Genomic DNA, 18,853 nt, shown 5'->3' on the forward strand with positions numbered 1-18,853 from the left:
GTACAGCGTGTCGTTGGCGAGCGCGATGGCCTCGTCGAGATCCTTGAAGCGCGTCACCGACACCACCGGGCCGAAGATCTCTTCCTGGAAGATGCGCATGCTGTTCTTCCCTTCGAAGATCGTGGGCTGCACGTAGTAGCCGCCGGCGAGCTCGCCGTCGTGCACCTGCCGCGCACCACCGGTGAGCACCTTGGCGCCTTCCTGCTTGCCGATGTCGATGTAGCTCAGAATCTTCTCGAGCTGGTCGTTCGACGCCTGCGCACCCACCATGGTGTTCGGATCGAGGGGGTGACCGAGCTTGATCTTCTGCACCCGATCGATCGCACGCGCCATGAACTTGTCGTAGATGCTTTCGTGCACGAGGGCCCGCGACGGGCAGGTGCACACTTCGCCCTGATTCAACGCAAACATCGCAAAGCCTTCCAGCGCCTTGTCGAAGAAGGCGTCATCGGCATCCATGATGTCGGGGAAGAAGATGTTCGGCGACTTGCCGCCGAGTTCCAGCGTCACCGGCAACAGATTCTCCGACGCGTACTGCATGATGAGACGACCCGTCGTCGTTTCGCCGGTGAACGCCACCTTGGCCACGCGGTTGCTCGACGCGAGCGGCTTGCCGGCTTCCACGCCGAAGCCCTGCACGACATTCAGCACACCCGGCGGGAGCAGATCCGCGATCAGCTCCACAAACGCCATGATGGCCACCGGCGTCTGCTCGGCGGGCTTGAGTACCACCGCATTGCCGGCGGCAAGTGCCGGCGCGAGCTTCCACACTGCCATGAGCAGCGGGAAATTCCACGGAATGATCTGCGCGACCACACCGAGGGGTTCGTGGAAGTGGTAGGCGACAGTGTCGGCGTCGAGCTCACCGGCCGTGCCTTCCTGCGCGCGCAGCACACCGCCGAAGTAGCGGAAGTGATCGATGGCGAGCGGCAGGTCGGCGGCCTTCGTTTCGCGAATGGGCTTGCCGTTGTCGATCGTTTCGATGACGGCCAACGCTTCGAGATTTTCTTCGAGGCGGTCGGCGATCTTGTTCAGGATGATCGCGCGCGCAGTGGCCGAGGTACGGCCCCAGGCCGGTGCGGCCTTGTGCGCAGCGTCGAGGGCGAGCTCCACGTCTTCTGCCGTGGACCGCGCAACGTCGCAGAGATGCTGCCCCGTGATCGGGGTCGGGTTGCTGAAGTACTGCCCACGCACGGGGGCACGGAAGGCACCGTCGATCCAGTTGTCGTAGCGCGACTTGATCGGAATGGTGATGGCGTACTGCGCGGCGCCCTGCGGCAGGGTGGCGGAGCGGTCCGGCTTGGCGGTCGATGCCATGTTGCGTTCGCCTCGGTCGTTAAGACCCGGTTGGAGATTCCGTCGGCCGGCGGGAAGGAGCGCCGGCGATGAACCCCTACATGGCAATGCGAATGCCTGAGTGAAGCGGTAAAGAGTTCCGGGTGGCGGGTTGGGAGAGGTTGAACGGGAACTCGTTTGCGGACAGGCAGTTGTGGGCTTTGAGCGTTGGGCGGTGAGTGTTCGTCGGCGCTCAGGCACCGATGTCGCGCGACATCTGCCGCCGAGACATTTGCTCCACTTCGCGACACGTGTCGCGTGGCAAGCGCCAACAAAAAGGCGGGGGGAACACGGATGAAACAGAAAAAGCAGATCGCACGGATACCACATTTCTCTTTTGTGGTTTGTATCTGTGCGATCTGCCTTGTTTCTGCGCTTTCTGTGTTCCCCCCGCTGTTAACGAGCGGCCGTCCCGCTTATGCCGCTCCGGCCGTGCGACGACGCCATGCCGCAAAACGGCGCAGGCTCAGCGCGATGCCCGTGTACACGAGGAATGCGCCACCGAGTGACACGATGCCGGCGATCGTCTGCCCCACGACGCCAAGCGCTTCACCCGTGTGCAGGAATCGCATCCACGAGCGGGCCCGCCGTCCCGCCGACTGTTCGGCGAAGGGCTGCCACGACTCGATCTCGCCGCTGCGGGCCACCGTCAGCGAGCCCTTCTTCTGGGGCTCACCACCCATGCCGCGGTCCACGGAGAACACCAGCGGTGCCTTGCCGTTGCGTGGCCAAGTGAGGCTCATCGCGCGCCAGTCTTCCATCTGCTGAGCCGCCAACGCTGCCGGATCGCCCACTGCCACTGGTTCAACGCCGCGCGAGCCGCCTTCTGCTCCTGTTCCACCAGCGCCACCACCACGTGCCTCCGGGCGCGCCGGTGCCGGCGCTTCGGCCCGTGGAGGAGGGGCTTCGCCGGCAGCCTTGTACACGAGATCGCTGGCCCATGGGAAGGAAATCACGGCGCCCGATGCGACGACCACCGCCAACGGGATCGCGCTCCAGATACCGATGACATTGTGCCAGTTGAACTCACGCGCCTTGGGCGAAAGACGGCGGCGGAACCACAGCACCGGCTTGAAGGCATTCCAGCGCAGCGTCCGCGGCCACCACAGGTACATGCCCGTCAGCACCAGGACCAGAAACGCGAGGTTGGAATAGCCCGTGATCTTGCGCCCCGTGGGCCGGGAATCGCCGGACATCGCCAGCCACCGGTGCCAGTCGGTCATCTTCGTGAAAAACTCGCGCATGCCAGTGGAGCCGGTGCTGAGCACCTCGCCCGTGTACGGACTCACGAACTGGCGTCCTTCGCGCCCGAACTGAAATTCCACTGGCGCATACGTAAAGGAGCGCCACACCACCGACGACGGCGACTTGCCCTCACGGGCGACCACCAGGGCCACCAGCGAATCGTTGGTCAGCCGAGCGACTCCATCGGGCGGGGTCAGGTTCACACCGCGCAGATCCGCCCAGAGCGTCATCTGCTTCTGGTACGTCAGTGCGACGCCGGTGACGGACATGATCAGCACCACCGTGGCGGAAAAGACGCCGGCCACGAGGTGAATCCAGAACAGGATGGAGCGGAAGCGAGCCATCGGACAAGGCTTTGTTGAGAATGGATTTCAGCTAGCGTTGGACCCTAACCCATCAATGCCGACCTAGTCAATCGGATATTGGGACCATCCATCCGTCGTGACAGATTTTAGGAATGCCGCATCGCGCGCCCTCACGATCCCGATGGCTGACCCTCCGGGGCGGCCCCCGCGCCATCCAGCTCCTCCGCGCACGCGGACTGCGTTCGGAAGACGTGGACGTGCTCCCCGGTGCGTCGGGCGGCGCCAAATGGCTCGCCATCGGAGGACTCGACCGTTTTTTGTTCGGGCATTTCTTCAAGGCGCCGCGTGAACGCCCGCTGCACGGCATCGGCAGCTCAATCGGCAGCTGGCGCCTCGCGGCGCTGGGTCAGCGTGATCCGCTGGCCGCGCTCGCCCGTGGTCACGAGGCCTACATCCACCACCAGCGCTATTCCCCGCGCCCCGGCCCCGACGAAGTCACGCGCGTGCTCTCCGCCTGCCTCGATCATCTGCTCGGACCATCCGGCGCGTCGGAGATTTTCGCGCACCCCTGGCTCAAGCTGCATGTGATCACCGCCGAGGGGCGTGGCGCGGCGGCCAGTGCGCGTCGGGGGGTGGTTGCGGCGGCGCTGGCCGTCGCCGCGGCGTCCAACCTGGTCTCGCGCCGGTCGCTGGGTGCGCAGATGACCCGCACGATCTTCCACGCGAACGATGTCGCCACACCGTTTGGCGCCCTGCGCGACCTGCCCACGGTCTATCGCACACTCACCGCGGACAACGTGCGCGATGTGCTGCTGGCGTCGGGATCCATTCCGCTGCTGTTGCATGGTGTGCACATCGCCGGTGCGCCGGGCGTGCACTGGGATGGCGGCATCACCGACTATCACCTCGACTTGTCATTCGGCGCGGGCGATGGATTGGTGCTGTACCCGCACTTCTATCCCCACGTCGTGCCGGGATGGTTCGACAAGGCGCTGCCCTGGCGACGCGCCACCGGTGCGAACTTCTCGCGTGCGTTGCTCATTGCGCCATCGGCGGAGTTCGTCGCGTCACTGCCCGGTGGCAAGATTCCGGATCGCCGCGACTTCTACGATATGCCGGAAGCCGAGCGCATGCGCCGGTGGACACAGGTGCTGGAGCAAAGCGACGCACTGGGCGACGAACTGCATGCGCTCATCGAGAGCGGCCACATCGCCGACGCGGTGCAGCCATGGAGCGCCACGGAGCGCTGACCACTGAACGTTTCCCCGCCCGACGCCGCGCGTCAGTTCGGCTAGCGCGCTTGATGCACCGCCGCCAGACACAGCGCCGCGGCTTCAGTGGCATCAGCGATACCGGGCGAATGAGCACGCACATTGTTGGCTGCAATGCGGGCAACAGCATCGCGTGCGGAGGGGTTCGCCTGTGACACCGCCACCGCGGCCAGGGCCATGACCTGCTCCGGCGCGCGCGCGCTCACGTCCTGCGACTTGGCGCGAATCGTGGCGATACCCTCGGCGTCGTTGCGCGCCTGCATGTCGAGTGCGTCCATCAACACCAGCAAGGCATCGGCAGGCCGTACGGGCGACGGCCGTTCGGCCAGTGCACGCAAGGCGCGCCGACTCTCGTTCAATGCGACTGGATCGCACGACGTGAAAGCGCGCACGGCATCGCGATAGACCGCGAGATCGGCTGCGGCGCCGTCCACCAATGGGAACGCCCCCGGCGCGCTCCACAACGCCACCCGCGAGACCAGCGGGCGCAGGTCTTCTGTTCCACTCGACGCATCGACGGTGGTACGGAAATCGGACAGTACCGTGTGCGTGCGCTGGTCCAGCAGCGAGAACGTCAGTGTGGTCGCATCAGGGGCACGCGCGGCAGCCAGTTCGAGGCACAGATGTACCGGCGCCGCGCCACCACAGCGCTCGCTGTCGGGCATCGGGACCAATACCAGGTCACGTTCGGACGCCAGCTGCGCGCGCAGCAAGCCCGCGGCAGCGGTGAGTGCGCCATTCGCGACGGAATCACCGTTTGCCACTGCCACGATACCGACCCGCACCGGTGCTCCCAGCGCCGATGCAGGGCGCGCCCGTGCCACTGATCCCTCGAGCGGGATCTCCACCCGCTGCGGCCGCGCGATATACCAGCCCGCCCCGGCACCCGCAGCCATCACAATGACGGCCGCCAGGAGCCAGCGCACAGGCTTCTTGGTGAGACGGCGGTGAGAGGGAGATTCCTGCGGCATCCCTGATGCTGATCGACGGACCGCACTTTCACCACCGGCGTCAGGTCCGGCGTGTGCTCACGCCGCGCGCTGCTGCGATCACACAGCCCTTTGGCGAGAGGCGCTCGCGGGTGAATCTTTCCGCCCGTGACCTCCCCCGCGAATTCACCGGCGCTCGCGCGCTACCTGGCCTTCCGTCGTTCGCTGCCGCCGCGCCCTCCGCTGGAGCGGCGCACGGTACGCGTGCGAGGTATCGACTTCGCGGTATACCTCACGCCTGCCATCGACGGTGCGGTGCCGCTGCTTTGTGTGAACGGCGGCCTGCTGTTCGATCACAAGTTGCTCTGGCCTGCCCTCGCGCCGCTGGCCACCTCGCGACAACTGATCTTCTACGATCAGCGCGGTCGTGGTGAAACCGGAGTGCCACCCGGCATGCAGGCGTCCCGCATCGAGTTCGACGGCGGCGATATCCCGGCGCTGCGCGTGGCCCTGGGCATTCCGCAGTGGGACGTGCTGGGGCATTCGTGGGGCGGCGGCATCACCATGCTGGGCGCGGCCGCCGAAATGGAAGCGGCCCGCAGCTCCGTGAACGCGGTGCCCCCCATCAGACGCCTGGTGCTGGTGAACGCCGTGGGTGTCACCGGCGACTGGCTACCGCCGCTGCACGAGGCCGGACTGGCGCGCCTCTCGGGCGCGGCCCGTGACCGACTGGCCGCACTCGACCCGGCCCGTCTCGCCGATCCTGACCTTCCGTACCACGCCGAGTATGCGCAGGCGTTTTTCCCGGCGTGGTTCGCCGATCAGCTGTTTGCCGCCAACGTCAACGCGCCGTTGGGTAACAGCGCCACGGGAGCGGTCATTGCCGCGCGACTCCGCCGACAGGGCTACGACTGGCGTGACCGATTGGGCGAATTCCTGCGTGACGCGGCTATCCCGACACTCGTCGTTCACGGAGCGGCAGATGTGCTGCCGTTGTCGGAAGCAGAACGTACCGCAGCGTTGCTCGGCGAGGCGCAGGTCGTGCCCATTGCCGATGCGGGACACAATCCCTTCTGGGAAGCTCCCGACGCGTTCTTTGCTGCGGTGCATACCTTCCTTGGGGGCGCACCACTTCCCTGACGCGCCACGATGAAGTCTGCCGAAACCCTGCTCGCCTGCTGTGTGGTTGGTCTGGCCTGCTTCATTGGCGGTCAGGCCATGGCATCGACGGACGACGCGCCTGGTTCGGCGCCCACCCGCCACGAAGCGGAAGGGGCCATCGACCTGCGATCAGGAATGCGTGCCGGGCTTCGCCCGGGACGCGAAGCCCCCCTCGCGCGCCCGAGCCTGCATGGCGAGGAGTTGCTTGTCAGCTCGCCGCTACTGCTGCCGAACGAGCGTCCCGCGATGGCGCGTGACGATGTACGCCGACGCCTCGCCCTCGGCATGGAAGGCACGTATCTGGCCGACCTGCTCGTGGCCCGCGATTCGTCCATCGCCCGCTGGCCCAATCGCGCCACGCGACCGCTGCGAGTGTTCGTGCGGGATGGCGAAGAGCTGGAGACATGGAATCCCGACTTCATGAACGCCGTGCGCGACGCGTTCGACACCTGGGCACAGGCCGGCCTGCCGCTGCGCTTCACGTTCGTGTTGGACTCGGCCAGTGCCGATGTGCACGTGGGCTTCGTGGACCGTTTTGCGAACGGCATCAGCGGCCGCACGGTGTGGAGCCGCGACGCGAGCTATTGGCTGGTATCCAGCGACATCCAGCTCGCCGTGTCGCACCCGGGCGGCGGTACCGTCACACCGCCTCAGATGCGAGCCATCGCGCTGCACGAAGTGGGACATCTCATCGGCCTCGATCACGCGCCCGGCACCGAGGACATCATGTCGGCACGGGTTCGGGTGCGCGAATTGAGCGAAGCCGATCGGGCCACCGCCCGGCTGGTTTACGCAGTACCGGCGGGAACGGTCAAGTAGGCTGCAAACGGTGTGCGACTACTTGAGTCGCAGCGTCAGCACCCGTTCGCCATTCGCCCGTGACTGGACCAGCAGCCGGGCCTCGTGTCCGCTGTTTACCAGCATGCGGAGCAGCGCCCCGGCATCGCGCACCGGCGTCCCGTTCACCGCGCGCACGATCTCGCCACCACGCAGTCCGGCTTCGGCTGCGGGCGTGCCCATGGGCGCGCGCAGCACCAGGACACCGGCATCGAGCCCGATCGTCTGCGCAAAATCATCGTCGATGGTGGTGAACTGCGCGCCGGCAAACGTGGTCAGCTGAGCACCAGGCAACCCCGGGCGACCCGACACACCAGCCGTGGGCAGCGGCGGCACCGACGCCTGCGATACAAAGATGCGTCCGGGTGTCGGCGATGCTCCCTCCCCACTCAACGAGCGCACGAACACCATCGCACGCTCTTCGGCGCGCGGCACCACATTCACCGGCAATTCGCGGGCACGCCCGCTGCGCCGCACACGCACACGCACCTGCTGGCCGGCGACAAAGAGCTCGGGATAGTTCACCGCGATCTGCAGCACATCGCGGCCGTTATAGGCAACCAGCGTATCACCCGCGGTGATGCCCGCCCGTTCTGCCGGCGAGCCGGCGTCAACCGACTCCACCAGCGGATACTCGCAGTGGCTGGTCATCACACCTCCCGGCGTCACCGCGCGCAGCTGTGCGCCGGAGAGCGACACCCCGACATATCCCATGATGGGCGCCACACCCATCGCCGGACGCATCTCGGCCAGGCGCGCTTCGGCCGCCTCGGAGACCGCGGCCACCTGCGGTTGCAGCGATCGGATGATCATGGCCACCTGAGGCATCATGCCCCGCGCGCTGTCGGTCATCTCGAAAAACATGCGCCCGTCGAACGGACTGCCGTTCACCGTGACGCGCACGCTGTCCCCACGGCGCGTGGTACTGGCTGAGACGGTGGCGCCCATCGGACCGGACGGCATCGGCGGACCAAAGGGCATCGGCATGCCGTCATCGCGCTGCACACGCACCATGACGCGCATGAGCGAATCCACACCGCGCTGCACCTGTGTGATGCGCTGCACATCATTGGTGCGCACCGGCTGCCGTTCGAGCGTGAGTGCCGCGCTCTCGAGTTCACGCTTGAGCCGCAGCAGCGCCAGGCCTTCCGGCATCAGCACCAGTGACGAGGGCGACGACGCCAACTCCGCACAGGCGTTGGCCACCGCCACCGTGCGTACTCTTGCACCGCCGCCCTGCGCCGCGTTCTGCGCCTGTGACGACAGAGGCAGCAGCAGGAGTAACATCAGTATCGCACCGTGTGCGAAGAATTTCATCCGTTCGTGCCGCATGAGTCTCAGTACCGCTCGATGACCTTGTCCACAGGCAGTGTTCCACCGAGTGCCTGCAGCGTGGCCTCACGCGCCGTGTAGGCGGCGAGATAGTAGTGATTGAGGACGGGATCCTGCGGGGCATCACGCAACGCCGCGCGCGACGCCGCCATCATCTGGTCGAGTGCCGCGAGGCGTGCGCGATACACATCCGAGTTGCGTGCCGTGCTGTCGTTGGAAGCGAGCCACATGGACGCGCGCTCGTAGTCGCGCTGCGCACGGGCCAGCACCTGCGTGGCATTGTCCACCGAAGTGAACTCGCTGTCACCCAGCGCGTTGCCAACAGCCACATTGGCCACTGCACGTCCAACCGGGCTGCCAGCCGTCGCGCGGCCCACCACGGCACCACCGGACAGCAGCAACAGCGCCGCCGCGGCACGGCGCATCGTCGACGTGCCCCAACGCGAAGTCGTGCTGCGTGATGAGACCGCCGATGCCATGCGCGTCACATCGGGTGCGACACGACCGGCGTGCGCCGCGACCGGCATCGCCCCGTCATCGACATGTGCCGTGCGCAGCCCGGCCGCGATGGCTTCGAACGAGACCAGTCGTGGCGCTGCGATTGCAGCAGCCTGCTGCGATTCGGCGGCCGCGCGCTTCACCAGGACGACCATGGCATCCCGCTCGGCGCGACAGGGCGCGCAGATCGCGAGATGGGCCAGTTCATCCAGCGTGAACGGCTCATGATCGAACGCCGCGAGGCGTTCAGCAGAAAGGTGCGTGGACATCGGCATGGGACTAGGGTGCTGCATAGCTGCGATCCAGATCCGGGGAGACCATATCGACAAGCGGCGCCAGAAGACGCCGCAGCTTCGCGCGCGCCTTGAAGAGCTGTGACTTGGAGCCGCCGGCCGTGATGCCCAACTCGGTCGCGATCTCCTCGTGGGTGTAACCCTCCACGTCGTGCAACAGGAACACCGTACGAGCGCCCGGTGACAGGCGCTGAGTCGCTTCGGCGATGGTCTGCGCGAGCATGCTGCGCTCGGCATCCTGCTCGACCACGGCCGAATCTTCCTCGATACCGGTTTCCACGTTCGATAAACGCTTCACGCTGCGCATGGCGTTGAGGGTGCGATTGATGGCCACCCGATGGATCCACGTGCTGAACTTCGCGTCGCCACGCCATGAGGGGAGGGCGCGAAAAATCTGGATCCAGACCTCCTGCGCAATATCCTGCGCGAGGTCGGGATCTCCGGCGAGGCGACGGACGACGGCGTCCACATGCGGGGCGTGCTGGTTCCACAGCAGCCGCATGGCGCGCTCATCGCCTTCGATCGCCCGACGAACGATTGCGGCGTCGGTCTCCATGGCGTTCTCCAATTCTGTCACCGATTCCGTCCGAACGGTTGCCCCGTTGCTTTCGATCGTTCCAGTCGTAGTGGTGTAGAGAGTGCGCAAAGGCCCGTCACACCATTGACGGAGGGCGCCATTCGCCTTAGATGACTTTCTAGCCTTTTGAGCACTGGGCGGACCTGCGGACCCGATGCATCGCAAGCATCGTGGCCGGACGCGGCTCGCCCAGACCCTACGAACGGGTGCTGCCGGTGTTCCTCCTTACTGCCCTCGTATTCGCCGCGGCCGACGTGACCCATGTCGCGTTGCCGGGTGGTGGACTTCCCGAACGGGAGCCCGCAGCCGTAGGCATGTCTGCCGAGCGCCTGTCCACGATCGACCGTGTGGTGCGCCGCGGTGTGGACGCCGGTGGGTATCCCGGCGCTGCCGTGGTCGTGGGACGAAAAGGCTTCACCGTCTGGTCGCGTGGCTTTGGTACGCTCGATTGGAGCGCCAAGTCGCGTGTAACGGCCCAGGAAAGCCTGTACGACCTGGCGTCGCTCACGAAGGTGGTGGCCACCACATCGGCCATCATGGTGCTCTACGACCGTGGTCAGATCGATCTCGATGCGCCCGTTTCGCGCTACCTGCCCGACTTTCAGGGTGGGCTGCGTGACAAGGTGACGGTACGTCACCTGCTCACCCACCGTGCGGGCTTGCCGGCCGGGCGTGAGCTGTGGCGCATTGCCAAGACACCGGCCGAAGCGCGGGCCGCCGTGATGGCGTCGGCGGTCAAGTGCACGCCGGGTGCCTGCTACGAGTACTCCGATCTGGGTGCCGACCTGCTGGGCTTCATCGCCGAGTCGGTGAGTGGCCAGCGCCTCGACACGTTCCTGCAGAGCGCGATCTACTCGAAGCTGAACATGCAGGACACCTACTTCCAGGTGCCGGCCGGCGACGTGTCGCGCACCGCGCCCACGGAAATCGCTCCGCCGCGCGGCTATCCGCTGCGTGGCGAGGTGCATGACGAAAACGCCTTTGCACTGGGCGGGGTGGCGGGTCACGCGGGCTTGTTCAGCACCGCCGCCGACCTGTCGGTGTTTGCCCAGATGCTGCTCAACGGCGGCAGCTACAACGGCGTGCGCGTGATTTCCGATTCCACGGTCACGCTGTTCACCCGTCGCGCGGCGGGCCGTCGGGCGCTGGGTTGGGACACCTGCGACGGCGGCGCGGGCTGCGGTCAGTTCATGACCGAGCGTGCGTTTGGCCACACCGGCTTCACGGGCACGTCGCTCTGGATCGACCCGGATCGGCAGATGTTTGTCATCCTGCTCACCAACCGGGTGCACGCGGCCCGGGCACGCCGCCCGTCCAAGGTCATCGCCGATGTGCGCAACGACTTGGCCGACGCCGCCGTGCTGGCGGTGATGGACGATCCCGATGGTGTGCGTGCCATGCCGGCCAGCTTCCGCGCCGACGTGGCGCAGGACTGGAACCGGCCGCTGCGCTCGAGCCGCACGGCGAGTGCCGCGGCCCGTCGTCGGGCGGCCGCGGCCAAGCGCGCGGCGGCGGCCCGCAAGTCGTCCAGCTCCAAGAGCAGCTCCAAGAAGCCCACCGCGAAGCCGACCGCCGCCAAGGCCACCAAGGCGGCGGCGAAGAAGGCGCCGGTCAAGAGCTCCGCCAAGTCCAAGTCCACGAGCAAGGCGACGGCAAAGAAGTAGGGCACCGGGGTATACTTCGGGTATGACCGAAGAGCAGACCCCCCAGGTGCCCGCCACGGAACCGGCGTCAGATGACGCCCCCGCTGGCGATGCCGTGGTGAACGCCGATCAGGCGCGCCTCGTGCTGCGGCGTGTGAAGGACCCCGAGCTCAATCTCAACATCGTCGACCTCGGCCTGATCTACGACGTGCAGACCGAAGGTTCGACGGTGCGCGTGGACATGAGCCTGACGTCCCCCGGCTGTCCCTCGGGCCCTGAAATCATGGGTGAAGCCGAGCAGCAGCTGCGTGAGCTGCCGGGAGTGACAGATGTCGTGATGAATCTCGTCTGGACGCCGCCCTGGACCCCGGAACGCATCGAGCCGCGCGTTCGGGCCTACATGGGATTCTAGATCCGGTCTCAGATCTCAGAGTTCTGATATCCGAGCTCTGAGATCCGACGGAGATAGAAGGTGAGAGATCAGCTTTGTCAGCATGGAGAGCCCTGAGTGCACGGGGCCAGCTGCCTTCTGACCTGACACATCGGTCAGACTTGGCGCGCGCGAGAGCGCCCTGCCCTGCTATCCGGCGCACACGAAAGGCGGCCGGCGCCAGTGCTCAGACCTCTGACATCTACCTGGTCTGGGCTCTCACCATCTATCTCCGTCAGAGTTCTGATCTCAGATGTCTGACATCAGAACCCTGCCCCGGAATCCCGAGACCGCCTCAGTAGTTCAGCTGACGGTGGTCGCCGCCATCTGCGCCTGTGCCCGCTCTTCCCGCACCATCCGCACCAGTGTCATGGCCACCGGTGCCAGCAGCAGCGCGCCGGCCCAAAGTGCAAAGTCGGCCACATTCGCGACAATGGTCGTGTCCTTCGTGAGACGGATGCCGATGAAGTCGGCCACGCCCGGCGGCCCCCATAGCATGCTGAGCAGGTTGCCGGCCGCGCCACCCGAGACGAGCGCCAGCGGCAACACCGCCCGCGGATCGATGGCGGCCATCGGGCGCACCACCGTGTAGACCAGGCCCATCGCCATCACCGTCATCAGGACGTTCAGCTCTGTCGTGAACGGTCCGATCGAGATGCCGCCCGCGCTGCCCGTGTTCCAGACCAGCATCAGCGTGAACCGTTCCGTCAGGTTCAGGAAACCATGGTCTCCCAGCCAGCGCACCGCGACTTCCTTGGTGCACAGATCCGCCAGCAACGCGAGAAGCGCGATGCCGAAGTAGCGGCGGATCACCGGGTCGAGGACCGGGCGCGAGATCGAGGAATCGAATCGCATGGTGCTGTCGGGAATGGGTGGGAGACTGCAGCCCTGCACGCCCATTTCCAGTGCACTCCCCGTGCCGGACCGATCAGGGGGGCCGATTCGTGAGTCAAAACCAGACCCGAACCGGGATCATGCCCGTAAACCGTTCATCCTCAACACGATAGAAACCGGACTGAACAGGTCACAATGATCGGAACTTTCCCCTTGCGGCCTGGCGTGCTCTGCCAGAGCCAGCGCGGACCCACAGCAACGTGGCGCCTTCGCCACAGATGAACCACGCCGAGCCGGCGCGGACCCGCTACATCACCCGGGCTTGTACGGCGAATCGTCCGACGGGAAGCTGCTCAGGGCCTTCACGAAGGCGGCGCCAAGCACCTCCACCTGCCACTTTCGCAGCTCGGGAAGCTCGGCCAGATCGTCCACATGCCGCGGCTTGCGGCGTACCACCGACTCCATCCGGTCGCGCGAACAGAGCACGCCGGGGTCGAGATCCAGCTCGGTGGCCGCGATGTCCCGCACCGACTTGAGGCGAGCGACCCGTTCATCGAAATCGGGCTCGCGATCCCAGCGCGTCGCCTTCGGGAAACGCGGCAGATCGGCATCCGCGACCTTGTTGCCACGCACGATGGCCTGCAGGGCTTCCTGCGCACGCGCATCCGACATGCCGCGCGGAAAACCCTTCACAGCAAACAGTGCCTCGCGCGTGGACGGTGCCACACGCGACAGGTCCATCAGCACTTCATTGCCGGCCACACGGAAGGTGGCGCGATCGAGTTCGGCGGCAATGGCATCGCGCCAGCGCACCAGCTCGCGCAGGCGCGCCAGCTCGCGGCGGTTGAGATCGCGCGCGCCCTTGAGACGAAGAAAGCTCGTATCCGGCGCTTCCGGCTCCCATCGTGTGCCTTCAGCACGGCCAAACTCCTCCTGCGCCCAGCTCCACCGGCCCTTCTTCACCAGCTCGGCGTGCAAACGATCACGCAGCCCCAACAAGTGGCGTGTGTCCTGGGCCGCGTAATCGAGCATGTCCGCCGTCAGCGGCCGCATGCTCCAGTCGGCGCGCTGATGCTTCTTGTCCAGCTTTATGCCGAAGAACTGCTCGAGCAGTGCGGCCAGACCGAAGGCGCGAATCCCAAGCAACTGCGCGGCCACTCGGGTGTCGAAGAGATGCGTGACACGCCAGCCGTAGTCCTGATGCAGTAGACGCAGGTCGTAGTCGGCGTCATGCAGCACGACCTCCACCTGTTCATCCTCGAGCAACACGCCGAGCTGTTTGGGGGTACCGATCGGCAGCGGATCGATCACGGCCTCGTGATCGGCCGTGGACAGCTGCAGGAGATAGATGCGGTCGACGAATCGATGAAAGCTGGCCCCCTCGGTGTCGAGCGCGAGTGCGCGGACGCCGTTGAGACCAGAGAGGAACTTGTCGACGGACTCGACCGTGTCGAGATAGTGCGGTGCTTGAGCAGGCATAACTGTGCGTAAGGTACATCGTGCGGCCCGCTGATGGGGCCTGTGTGCTACTTTCGAATCGACATGACCACCATCGACGAGTCTCTGCTTCCCGCATCCCTTCCCCCGAAGCGCCGCGGCTGGCGTTCGGGCGACATCGCACGAGCGGCGGTCGTGGTCCTGGCCGTCTGGTTCGGGTTCCGACTCTTCTGGTCGGTCAGTTCGCTGGTCTTTCTGGTCTTCCTGGCCACACTGTTCGGGCTCGCCGTCGGTCGTGGGGTGGACTACCTCGAGCGATATCGCATCCGCCGGGGCATCGGGTCCGCCCTCATCGTGCTCGGTACCCTGGGCGCCATCGGCGGGATGCTCGCCTGGACCGCGCCGACTCTGATCGAACAGGGGAAGGAGCTCCAGCGGGAGTTCCCGGCGGCACTCGACAAGCTCCAGAACTGGATCGACAGCAAGCGAGGCGGCCTGCTGGGGGCCATCATTGCCTCGGCCACCCACACCAACGGCAACGATTCCGGGGCCAATGCCGCAACGCAGGCCGCACCGGCGCCGAGCGCCGATCCGCAGGTGGCTGGGGCGCCCAATACCGCCACGCTCCCCCCGGCGGCACGCGCCAACGCCAACCGGGCCGCGGCGGCCGGCAGCCAGAACCCGGTGGTCCAGTCGCGCGCCGACTCCGGCGCCGTCTCCCCCACCGAGGCCCTCAAGCGGCGCCTCAGTGACGGCGTGGCGGGTGCCACTCAATACCTGTTCTCGTTCGTCTCCAGCACCCTCGCAGCGCTGGCGGCGTTTTTCCTGCTGGTGTTCCTTGCCATGTACATCGGCGCGGAGCCGCATGTCTATCGCGGCTGGCTGCTGGCCACCGTGCCGGCCACCTCGCGCGCGCATGTGCGTCTCGTGCTGGCCGAGGTGGCGACGGTACTGCGCAAGTGGCTGGTGACGCAGCTGATCGCGATGGTGGTGATCGGCCTGGTCAGCATGGTGGTATTGCTGCTCCTCGGCGTGAAAGCTGCCTTCGCGCTGGCGTTCATCGCCGGACTGATGGAGTTCATCCCGACCGTCGGCCCGATTCTCGCCGCCGTGCCGGCCATCGCCATGGGCTTTGTCGACTCGCCCGAAAAGGCGGCGGTCGTGGCCCTGGCCTACTGGGGCATCCAGTTCCTCGAGAACAACCTGCTGATCCCCTACCTGATGCGAGACGGCATGGACCTGCCGCCCGCGATCACGCTGGTGGCGCAGACCTTGATGACGCTGCTCTTCGGTTTTGTGGGACTCATGGTGGCCGTGCCGCTCACGGCCGCCGTACTCGTGCCGCTTCGCATGGTGGCGGAGCGGGAGAATGCGCGCGAACGCGCGATGGTCCAGGCGGCCAAGCTGTCGGCAGACGCCGCTGAAGAAGGGAAGGATTCATGATCGCACAACTGCCTGGTTTCCAGATGGGGTATGACGACAGCGGTGAAGGCATGCCGGTGGTGTTCCTGCATGGCTTCCCGCACGACCGCACGCTCTGGACCGCACAAAAGGCGTCCCTGGCATCGCAGGTGCGGTGCATCGTGCCCGACCTGCGTGGCTTCGGTCACTCGTCCACCCATGGTCCGTTCTCGATGGACCAGTACGCCGACGACGTCGTCGCACTGCTCGACCACCTTGGCATCGAACGCGCGGTGATCTGCGGGCTGTCGATGGGTGGTTATGTGTCGATGGCCCTGTGGCGACGCTATGCCGATCGCATCGCCGCGATGGTTTTCTGCGACACCAAGGCCACGGCCGACAGTGAGGAAGCCAAGGGACGCCGCGATGACCTCATCGCGGTGGTGAAGCGCGACGGGGCACGGGCGATCGGCGAGGCACAGCTGGATGGCATGGTGGGCACCACCACGCGGGCACGCCGCATCGACGTCGTGAACGGGCTGCGGGCCATGATGGGGCGCCAGCCGGTGGCCGGCATCATTGGCGCGCTGCAGGCGCTCCGTGACCGGCCGGACTCACGGGAAACGATTGGGTCGATTACTGTTCCGTCGCTGGTGGTGGTGGGGGAGGAGGATTCCCTCACGCCGATCAAGGAGGCCCGCACGATCGCCGAGTTGTTGCCGGCGGCCGCGCGGGTGCGCCTCGAGATCATTGCTGGCGCCGGTCACGTCCCCTGCCTCGAGCGACCGGCAGCGACCAACCACGCGCTGTCCGACTTCTTCGCCACGCTGAGCATGTAAGTACGCGCGTACCGCGGGTGCTGACGTGCGGCCACGTCCCGCTTCGGGAGCCTGATGACTGCACCAACCTCCGCACCCGTCAGCGACGCGGAACGGTCCACCGCTGCCCGTATCGGGCAGGTGCTCTTCAAGAACCGCGGCTGGCTGCCGGTACCGTTTCTGGCGGTGCCGCTGCTGGTGCCGGGCACGCAGTCCCGCAACACCTGGATTGCCGGTCTTCTGCTTGTGCTCATCGGCGAACTGGTACGCACCGCCGGTGTGGCCGCCGCGGGTACGGTCACCCGCCGACGCTCCCGCGATGTACAGCGCCTCGTCACCTACGGCGCGTTCGCGTGGTGCCGCAATCCGCTCTACGTGGGCAATTTTCTCGCGTGGATCGGTTTCACGGTGGTGTCAGGGGTGTTCTGGTTCATTCCCGTGGCCATCGTGATCTTCGCGATCGAATACACGCTCATCGTGCGCTACGAAGAAGGCGTGCTGGAGTCGATCTTCGGTCAGGAGTATCTCGACTACAAGGCCCGCACGCCGCGCTGGTTTGGCCGCCCACCCGCCGGCAGCACCGAAGGCCCGCACGACTGGAAGGAAGCCATCTGGAGCGAGCGTTCCACCGTGCTGCAGTACGTAGCACTGATCGCACTGTTCTGGTTCAAGGGCAACGGCTGGAAGTTCTGATCACAAGCCACCACACGAAACAACGGGCCGGGAGCAGATGGATGCTCCCGGCCCGTTTGTTTTGACGCGTGTTGCGATCGCGATCAGCGCGACGGGCGACCCGGCGGGTTGGGGCCCTCGAACACGTCCTTGTTCTTGCCGATGAAGCTGCGGAGCTGTGTCGGCACGTCTTCCTCGGGGAAGATGGCCGTCACGGGGCACTCAGGCTCACACGCGCCGCAGTCGATGCACTCGTCCGGGTTGATGTAAAGCTGGTCCTCGCCCTCGTAAATGCAGTCGACGGGGCAGACGTCCACGCAGGACCGGTCCTTGACCGAGATGCAGGCTTCAGTGATGACGTAGGGCATGTGTACGAAGTCTCGGGTCGGACACGACCGGAAATGATTGGTTCGGTGCGAAAAAGATACTCTAGCGACGCCACGGCGGAAGTTCACCGTGCATCAACTCGGGGTTCTCGCGATATACCGTGAAGGTTCGGCCGATGACCTGAATGACTTCAGCCTGCAGTGCCTCGGCCGACTGGTGGGCAGCGTCCTTGGCCGACAGCTCGCCTCCCTTCGCCACCTGCACCTTCACCAGCATGTGGGTGCGCAGGACATCGTCGAAGCTCTGCATCAGCGAGGGAGTGAGCCCCGCGTGGCCAATGTGGACCTTCACATCCAGATGGTGTGCTTCAGCGCGCAGTGCGGCGCGCGCCTTCCCCGTCATGCTCATAGATCCTCGATCGGAATATCGCGCCCCGTGGGGCGAATCCCGTCGGATGCGAAGTACGAAAACGGATTGATTGGTGGGCCATCCCACCAGGCGCGCCCCGTGCTGCGCTTCATCACCTGGAAATGCAGGTGTGGTGCATTCTTCGGCGCGTTGCCCGTGGTTCCAACGTAGCCGATCACGGACCCCTTGGCGACTCGGTCCCCCACTGCCAGCCCACGCCGATAGCGCTCGAGGTGGGCGTAGTAGTAGGTGAACTGCTCGTCCGGATCGGAGGCGTAGATGACAATGCCGCCCACCGGCCCGGTCGTCAGGCGCCCGATGACCAGGTCCCCGGCGGCGAGGACAGGGGTCGAGCGCGGGGCGGAAATATCGAGCGCCGCATGGATGCGCCCGGCCCGCCCGGCCGTGTAGTTGTCCTTGATCGCCTTCCGGGTCAGCCCCTCCACCGGCAGCATCAGCTGCTGCTGCCAGAGGGAGTCGAGATCGGCCATGGTGACGGCCGTGTCGCGCGGCCCGTAGTGAATCGGGGTCGGCGGCAGGACCTTGCGCGGCTTGACCGCCACCGGGGGTTGGGTGGGCTCGCGGACCGGTGCCGGCATGGGCACAGGCGACGGCGAGGGACCGCCGCCGCATGCGGCGAGGAACAGCGTCAGCAGGATCCGGCCGGTCAGGCCGGCGCGGGCTTCAGCCCTTGACGACTTCGGGGCGGAAGTACGGTTCGAGATAGCGCAGGAGGTCGTCGACACTCCGCACACCGTTCTTGAGTTCATCGAGCTCGTTAGCGCGCGGCAGACGCGCACCTGCCCGGTCGGCGATCACAAGGACAGCATCCTCGAGATCGAGATCGGCCAGGCCGTGCACCTGCTGCAGGTCATCGCCAGGGTTGACGAGATAGTGCGGCTCCACCGCCCCATGCCGCTCCGCCAGATACGAGTAGACCTGCGACAGCAGGATCTCGGGATAGCGGCCCCGGAACGCATCGCGAAACCGCGACAGTCCATCGCGTTCGATGGACTTGCGGAACAGACGCTGGGCGCGCGCCAACGCGAATAGCCCGAGGGCCAGCACAACCACGGCCACAAAGACAGTGACACTCACTG

20 protein-coding genes are annotated in these 18,853 nt (G+C 66.1%); 8 read left to right on the plus strand and 12 right to left on the minus strand.

From position 1 onward, the window contains the following. Positions 1-1,317 (minus strand): aldehyde dehydrogenase family protein (locus VGE27_RS18205; protein ID WP_331051104.1); only part of this gene is annotated, 1,317 nt, incomplete at its 3' end. Positions 1,318-1,751: 434 nt separating this feature from the next. Beyond that, a complete protein-coding gene (locus VGE27_RS18210) occupies positions 1,752-2,924 on the minus strand; it encodes a PepSY-associated TM helix domain-containing protein (protein ID WP_331051105.1) in 1,173 nt (390 codons plus the stop codon). A 113-nt stretch (positions 2,925-3,037) separates the two neighbouring features. Here VGE27_RS18210 and VGE27_RS18215 point away from each other — a divergent pair, with 113 nt between their 5' ends. Further along, positions 3,038-4,135: a patatin-like phospholipase family protein gene (locus tag VGE27_RS18215; RefSeq protein WP_331051106.1), complete on the plus strand. Its 1,098-nt coding sequence runs from the start codon at positions 3,038-3,040 to the stop codon at positions 4,133-4,135. 41 nt (positions 4,136-4,176) lie between these two features. Here the strand turns inward: VGE27_RS18215 and VGE27_RS18220 are convergent, their stop codons facing one another. Then, a complete protein-coding gene (locus VGE27_RS18220; RefSeq protein ID WP_331051107.1) occupies positions 4,177-5,127 on the minus strand; it encodes a hypothetical protein in 951 nt (316 codons plus the stop codon). A 126-nt stretch (positions 5,128-5,253) separates the two neighbouring features. Between VGE27_RS18220 and VGE27_RS18225 the strand changes: the two genes are divergently transcribed. Next, positions 5,254-6,225: an alpha/beta hydrolase gene (locus tag VGE27_RS18225; protein WP_331051108.1), complete on the plus strand. Its 972-nt coding sequence runs from the start codon at positions 5,254-5,256 to the stop codon at positions 6,223-6,225. 9 nt (positions 6,226-6,234) lie between these two features. Further along, positions 6,235-7,065, plus strand: a complete 831-nt coding sequence (locus VGE27_RS18230; RefSeq protein WP_331051109.1) for a matrixin family metalloprotease — start codon at positions 6,235-6,237, stop codon at positions 7,063-7,065. A gap of 18 nt (positions 7,066-7,083) precedes the next feature. Here the strand turns inward: VGE27_RS18230 and VGE27_RS18235 are convergent, their stop codons facing one another. Genes VGE27_RS18235 through VGE27_RS18245 form a run of 3 tightly spaced genes read right to left on the minus strand, consistent with a single transcriptional unit; the run spans position 7,084 to position 9,762 of the window. Next, complete coding sequence (locus VGE27_RS18235) at positions 7,084-8,370, minus strand: PDZ domain-containing protein (protein ID WP_331051110.1); 1,287 nt, start codon at positions 8,368-8,370, stop codon at positions 7,084-7,086. A gap of 50 nt (positions 8,371-8,420) precedes the next feature. Next, positions 8,421-9,182 (minus strand): hypothetical protein, encoded by a 762-nt coding sequence (locus VGE27_RS18240; protein WP_331051111.1) that lies wholly within the window; start codon positions 9,180-9,182, stop codon positions 8,421-8,423. Between the two features lie 10 nt (positions 9,183-9,192). Further along, complete coding sequence (locus VGE27_RS18245) at positions 9,193-9,762, minus strand: RNA polymerase sigma factor (RefSeq protein ID WP_331051112.1); 570 nt, start codon at positions 9,760-9,762, stop codon at positions 9,193-9,195. A gap of 236 nt (positions 9,763-9,998) precedes the next feature. On the opposite strand from VGE27_RS18245, the gene VGE27_RS18250 reads away from it, so the two are divergent. Further along, a complete protein-coding gene (locus tag VGE27_RS18250) occupies positions 9,999-11,447 on the plus strand; it encodes a serine hydrolase domain-containing protein (protein ID WP_331051113.1) in 1,449 nt (482 codons plus the stop codon). A 22-nt stretch (positions 11,448-11,469) separates the two neighbouring features. After that, positions 11,470-11,838, plus strand: coding sequence for a metal-sulfur cluster assembly factor (locus VGE27_RS18255; protein ID WP_331051114.1), 369 nt, complete (start codon positions 11,470-11,472; stop codon positions 11,836-11,838). A 321-nt stretch (positions 11,839-12,159) separates the two neighbouring features. On the opposite strand, the gene VGE27_RS18260 is transcribed toward VGE27_RS18255, so the two are convergent. Together VGE27_RS18260 and VGE27_RS18265 are read right to left on the minus strand one after the other, a co-directional pair. Beyond that, the gene (locus tag VGE27_RS18260) at positions 12,160-12,711 is read right to left on the minus strand and encodes a signal peptidase II (protein ID WP_331051115.1); all 552 of its coding nucleotides are present in this window, start codon (positions 12,709-12,711) and stop codon (positions 12,160-12,162) included. A 291-nt stretch (positions 12,712-13,002) separates the two neighbouring features. Continuing rightward, complete coding sequence (locus VGE27_RS18265; protein ID WP_331051116.1) at positions 13,003-14,169, minus strand: ribonuclease D; 1,167 nt, start codon at positions 14,167-14,169, stop codon at positions 13,003-13,005. A gap of 63 nt (positions 14,170-14,232) precedes the next feature. Between VGE27_RS18265 and VGE27_RS18270 the strand changes: the two genes are divergently transcribed. From VGE27_RS18270 to VGE27_RS18280, 3 genes are read left to right on the plus strand one after another with little or no spacing between them, the layout of a single operon-like run. Further along, positions 14,233-15,570 (plus strand): AI-2E family transporter, encoded by a 1,338-nt coding sequence (locus tag VGE27_RS18270; RefSeq protein ID WP_331051117.1) that lies wholly within the window; start codon positions 14,233-14,235, stop codon positions 15,568-15,570. Further along, positions 15,567-16,367, plus strand: coding sequence for an alpha/beta fold hydrolase (locus tag VGE27_RS18275; protein WP_331051118.1), 801 nt, complete (start codon positions 15,567-15,569; stop codon positions 16,365-16,367). The genes VGE27_RS18270 and VGE27_RS18275 overlap by 4 nt, the downstream gene beginning before the upstream one ends. Positions 16,368-16,421: 54 nt before the next feature. Further along, positions 16,422-17,039, plus strand: a complete 618-nt coding sequence (locus VGE27_RS18280) for an isoprenylcysteine carboxylmethyltransferase family protein (protein ID WP_331051119.1) — start codon at positions 16,422-16,424, stop codon at positions 17,037-17,039. A gap of 83 nt (positions 17,040-17,122) precedes the next feature. Here VGE27_RS18280 and VGE27_RS18285 read toward each other — a convergent pair whose 3' ends face one another. From VGE27_RS18285 to VGE27_RS18300, 4 genes are all read right to left on the minus strand, one after another. Beyond that, positions 17,123-17,386, minus strand: a complete 264-nt coding sequence (locus VGE27_RS18285; protein ID WP_331051120.1) for a ferredoxin family protein — start codon at positions 17,384-17,386, stop codon at positions 17,123-17,125. A gap of 61 nt (positions 17,387-17,447) precedes the next feature. Beyond that, entirely contained in the window at positions 17,448-17,747 is a 300-nt protein-coding gene (locus VGE27_RS18290; protein WP_331051121.1) for a YhbY family RNA-binding protein, read from the minus strand. 2 nt (positions 17,748-17,749) lie between these two features. Next, complete coding sequence (locus tag VGE27_RS18295) at positions 17,750-18,499, minus strand: M23 family metallopeptidase (protein ID WP_331051122.1); 750 nt, start codon at positions 18,497-18,499, stop codon at positions 17,750-17,752. Next, positions 18,438-18,851 (minus strand): hypothetical protein, encoded by a 414-nt coding sequence (locus VGE27_RS18300; protein WP_331051123.1) that lies wholly within the window; start codon positions 18,849-18,851, stop codon positions 18,438-18,440. The genes VGE27_RS18295 and VGE27_RS18300 overlap by 62 nt, the downstream gene beginning before the upstream one ends. Positions 18,852-18,853: the final 2 nt, after the last annotated feature.

Origin of the sequence: Gemmatimonas sp. (genome assembly GCF_036405635.1) — a bacterium.
GTDB lineage: Bacteria > Gemmatimonadota > Gemmatimonadetes > Gemmatimonadales > Gemmatimonadaceae > Gemmatimonas.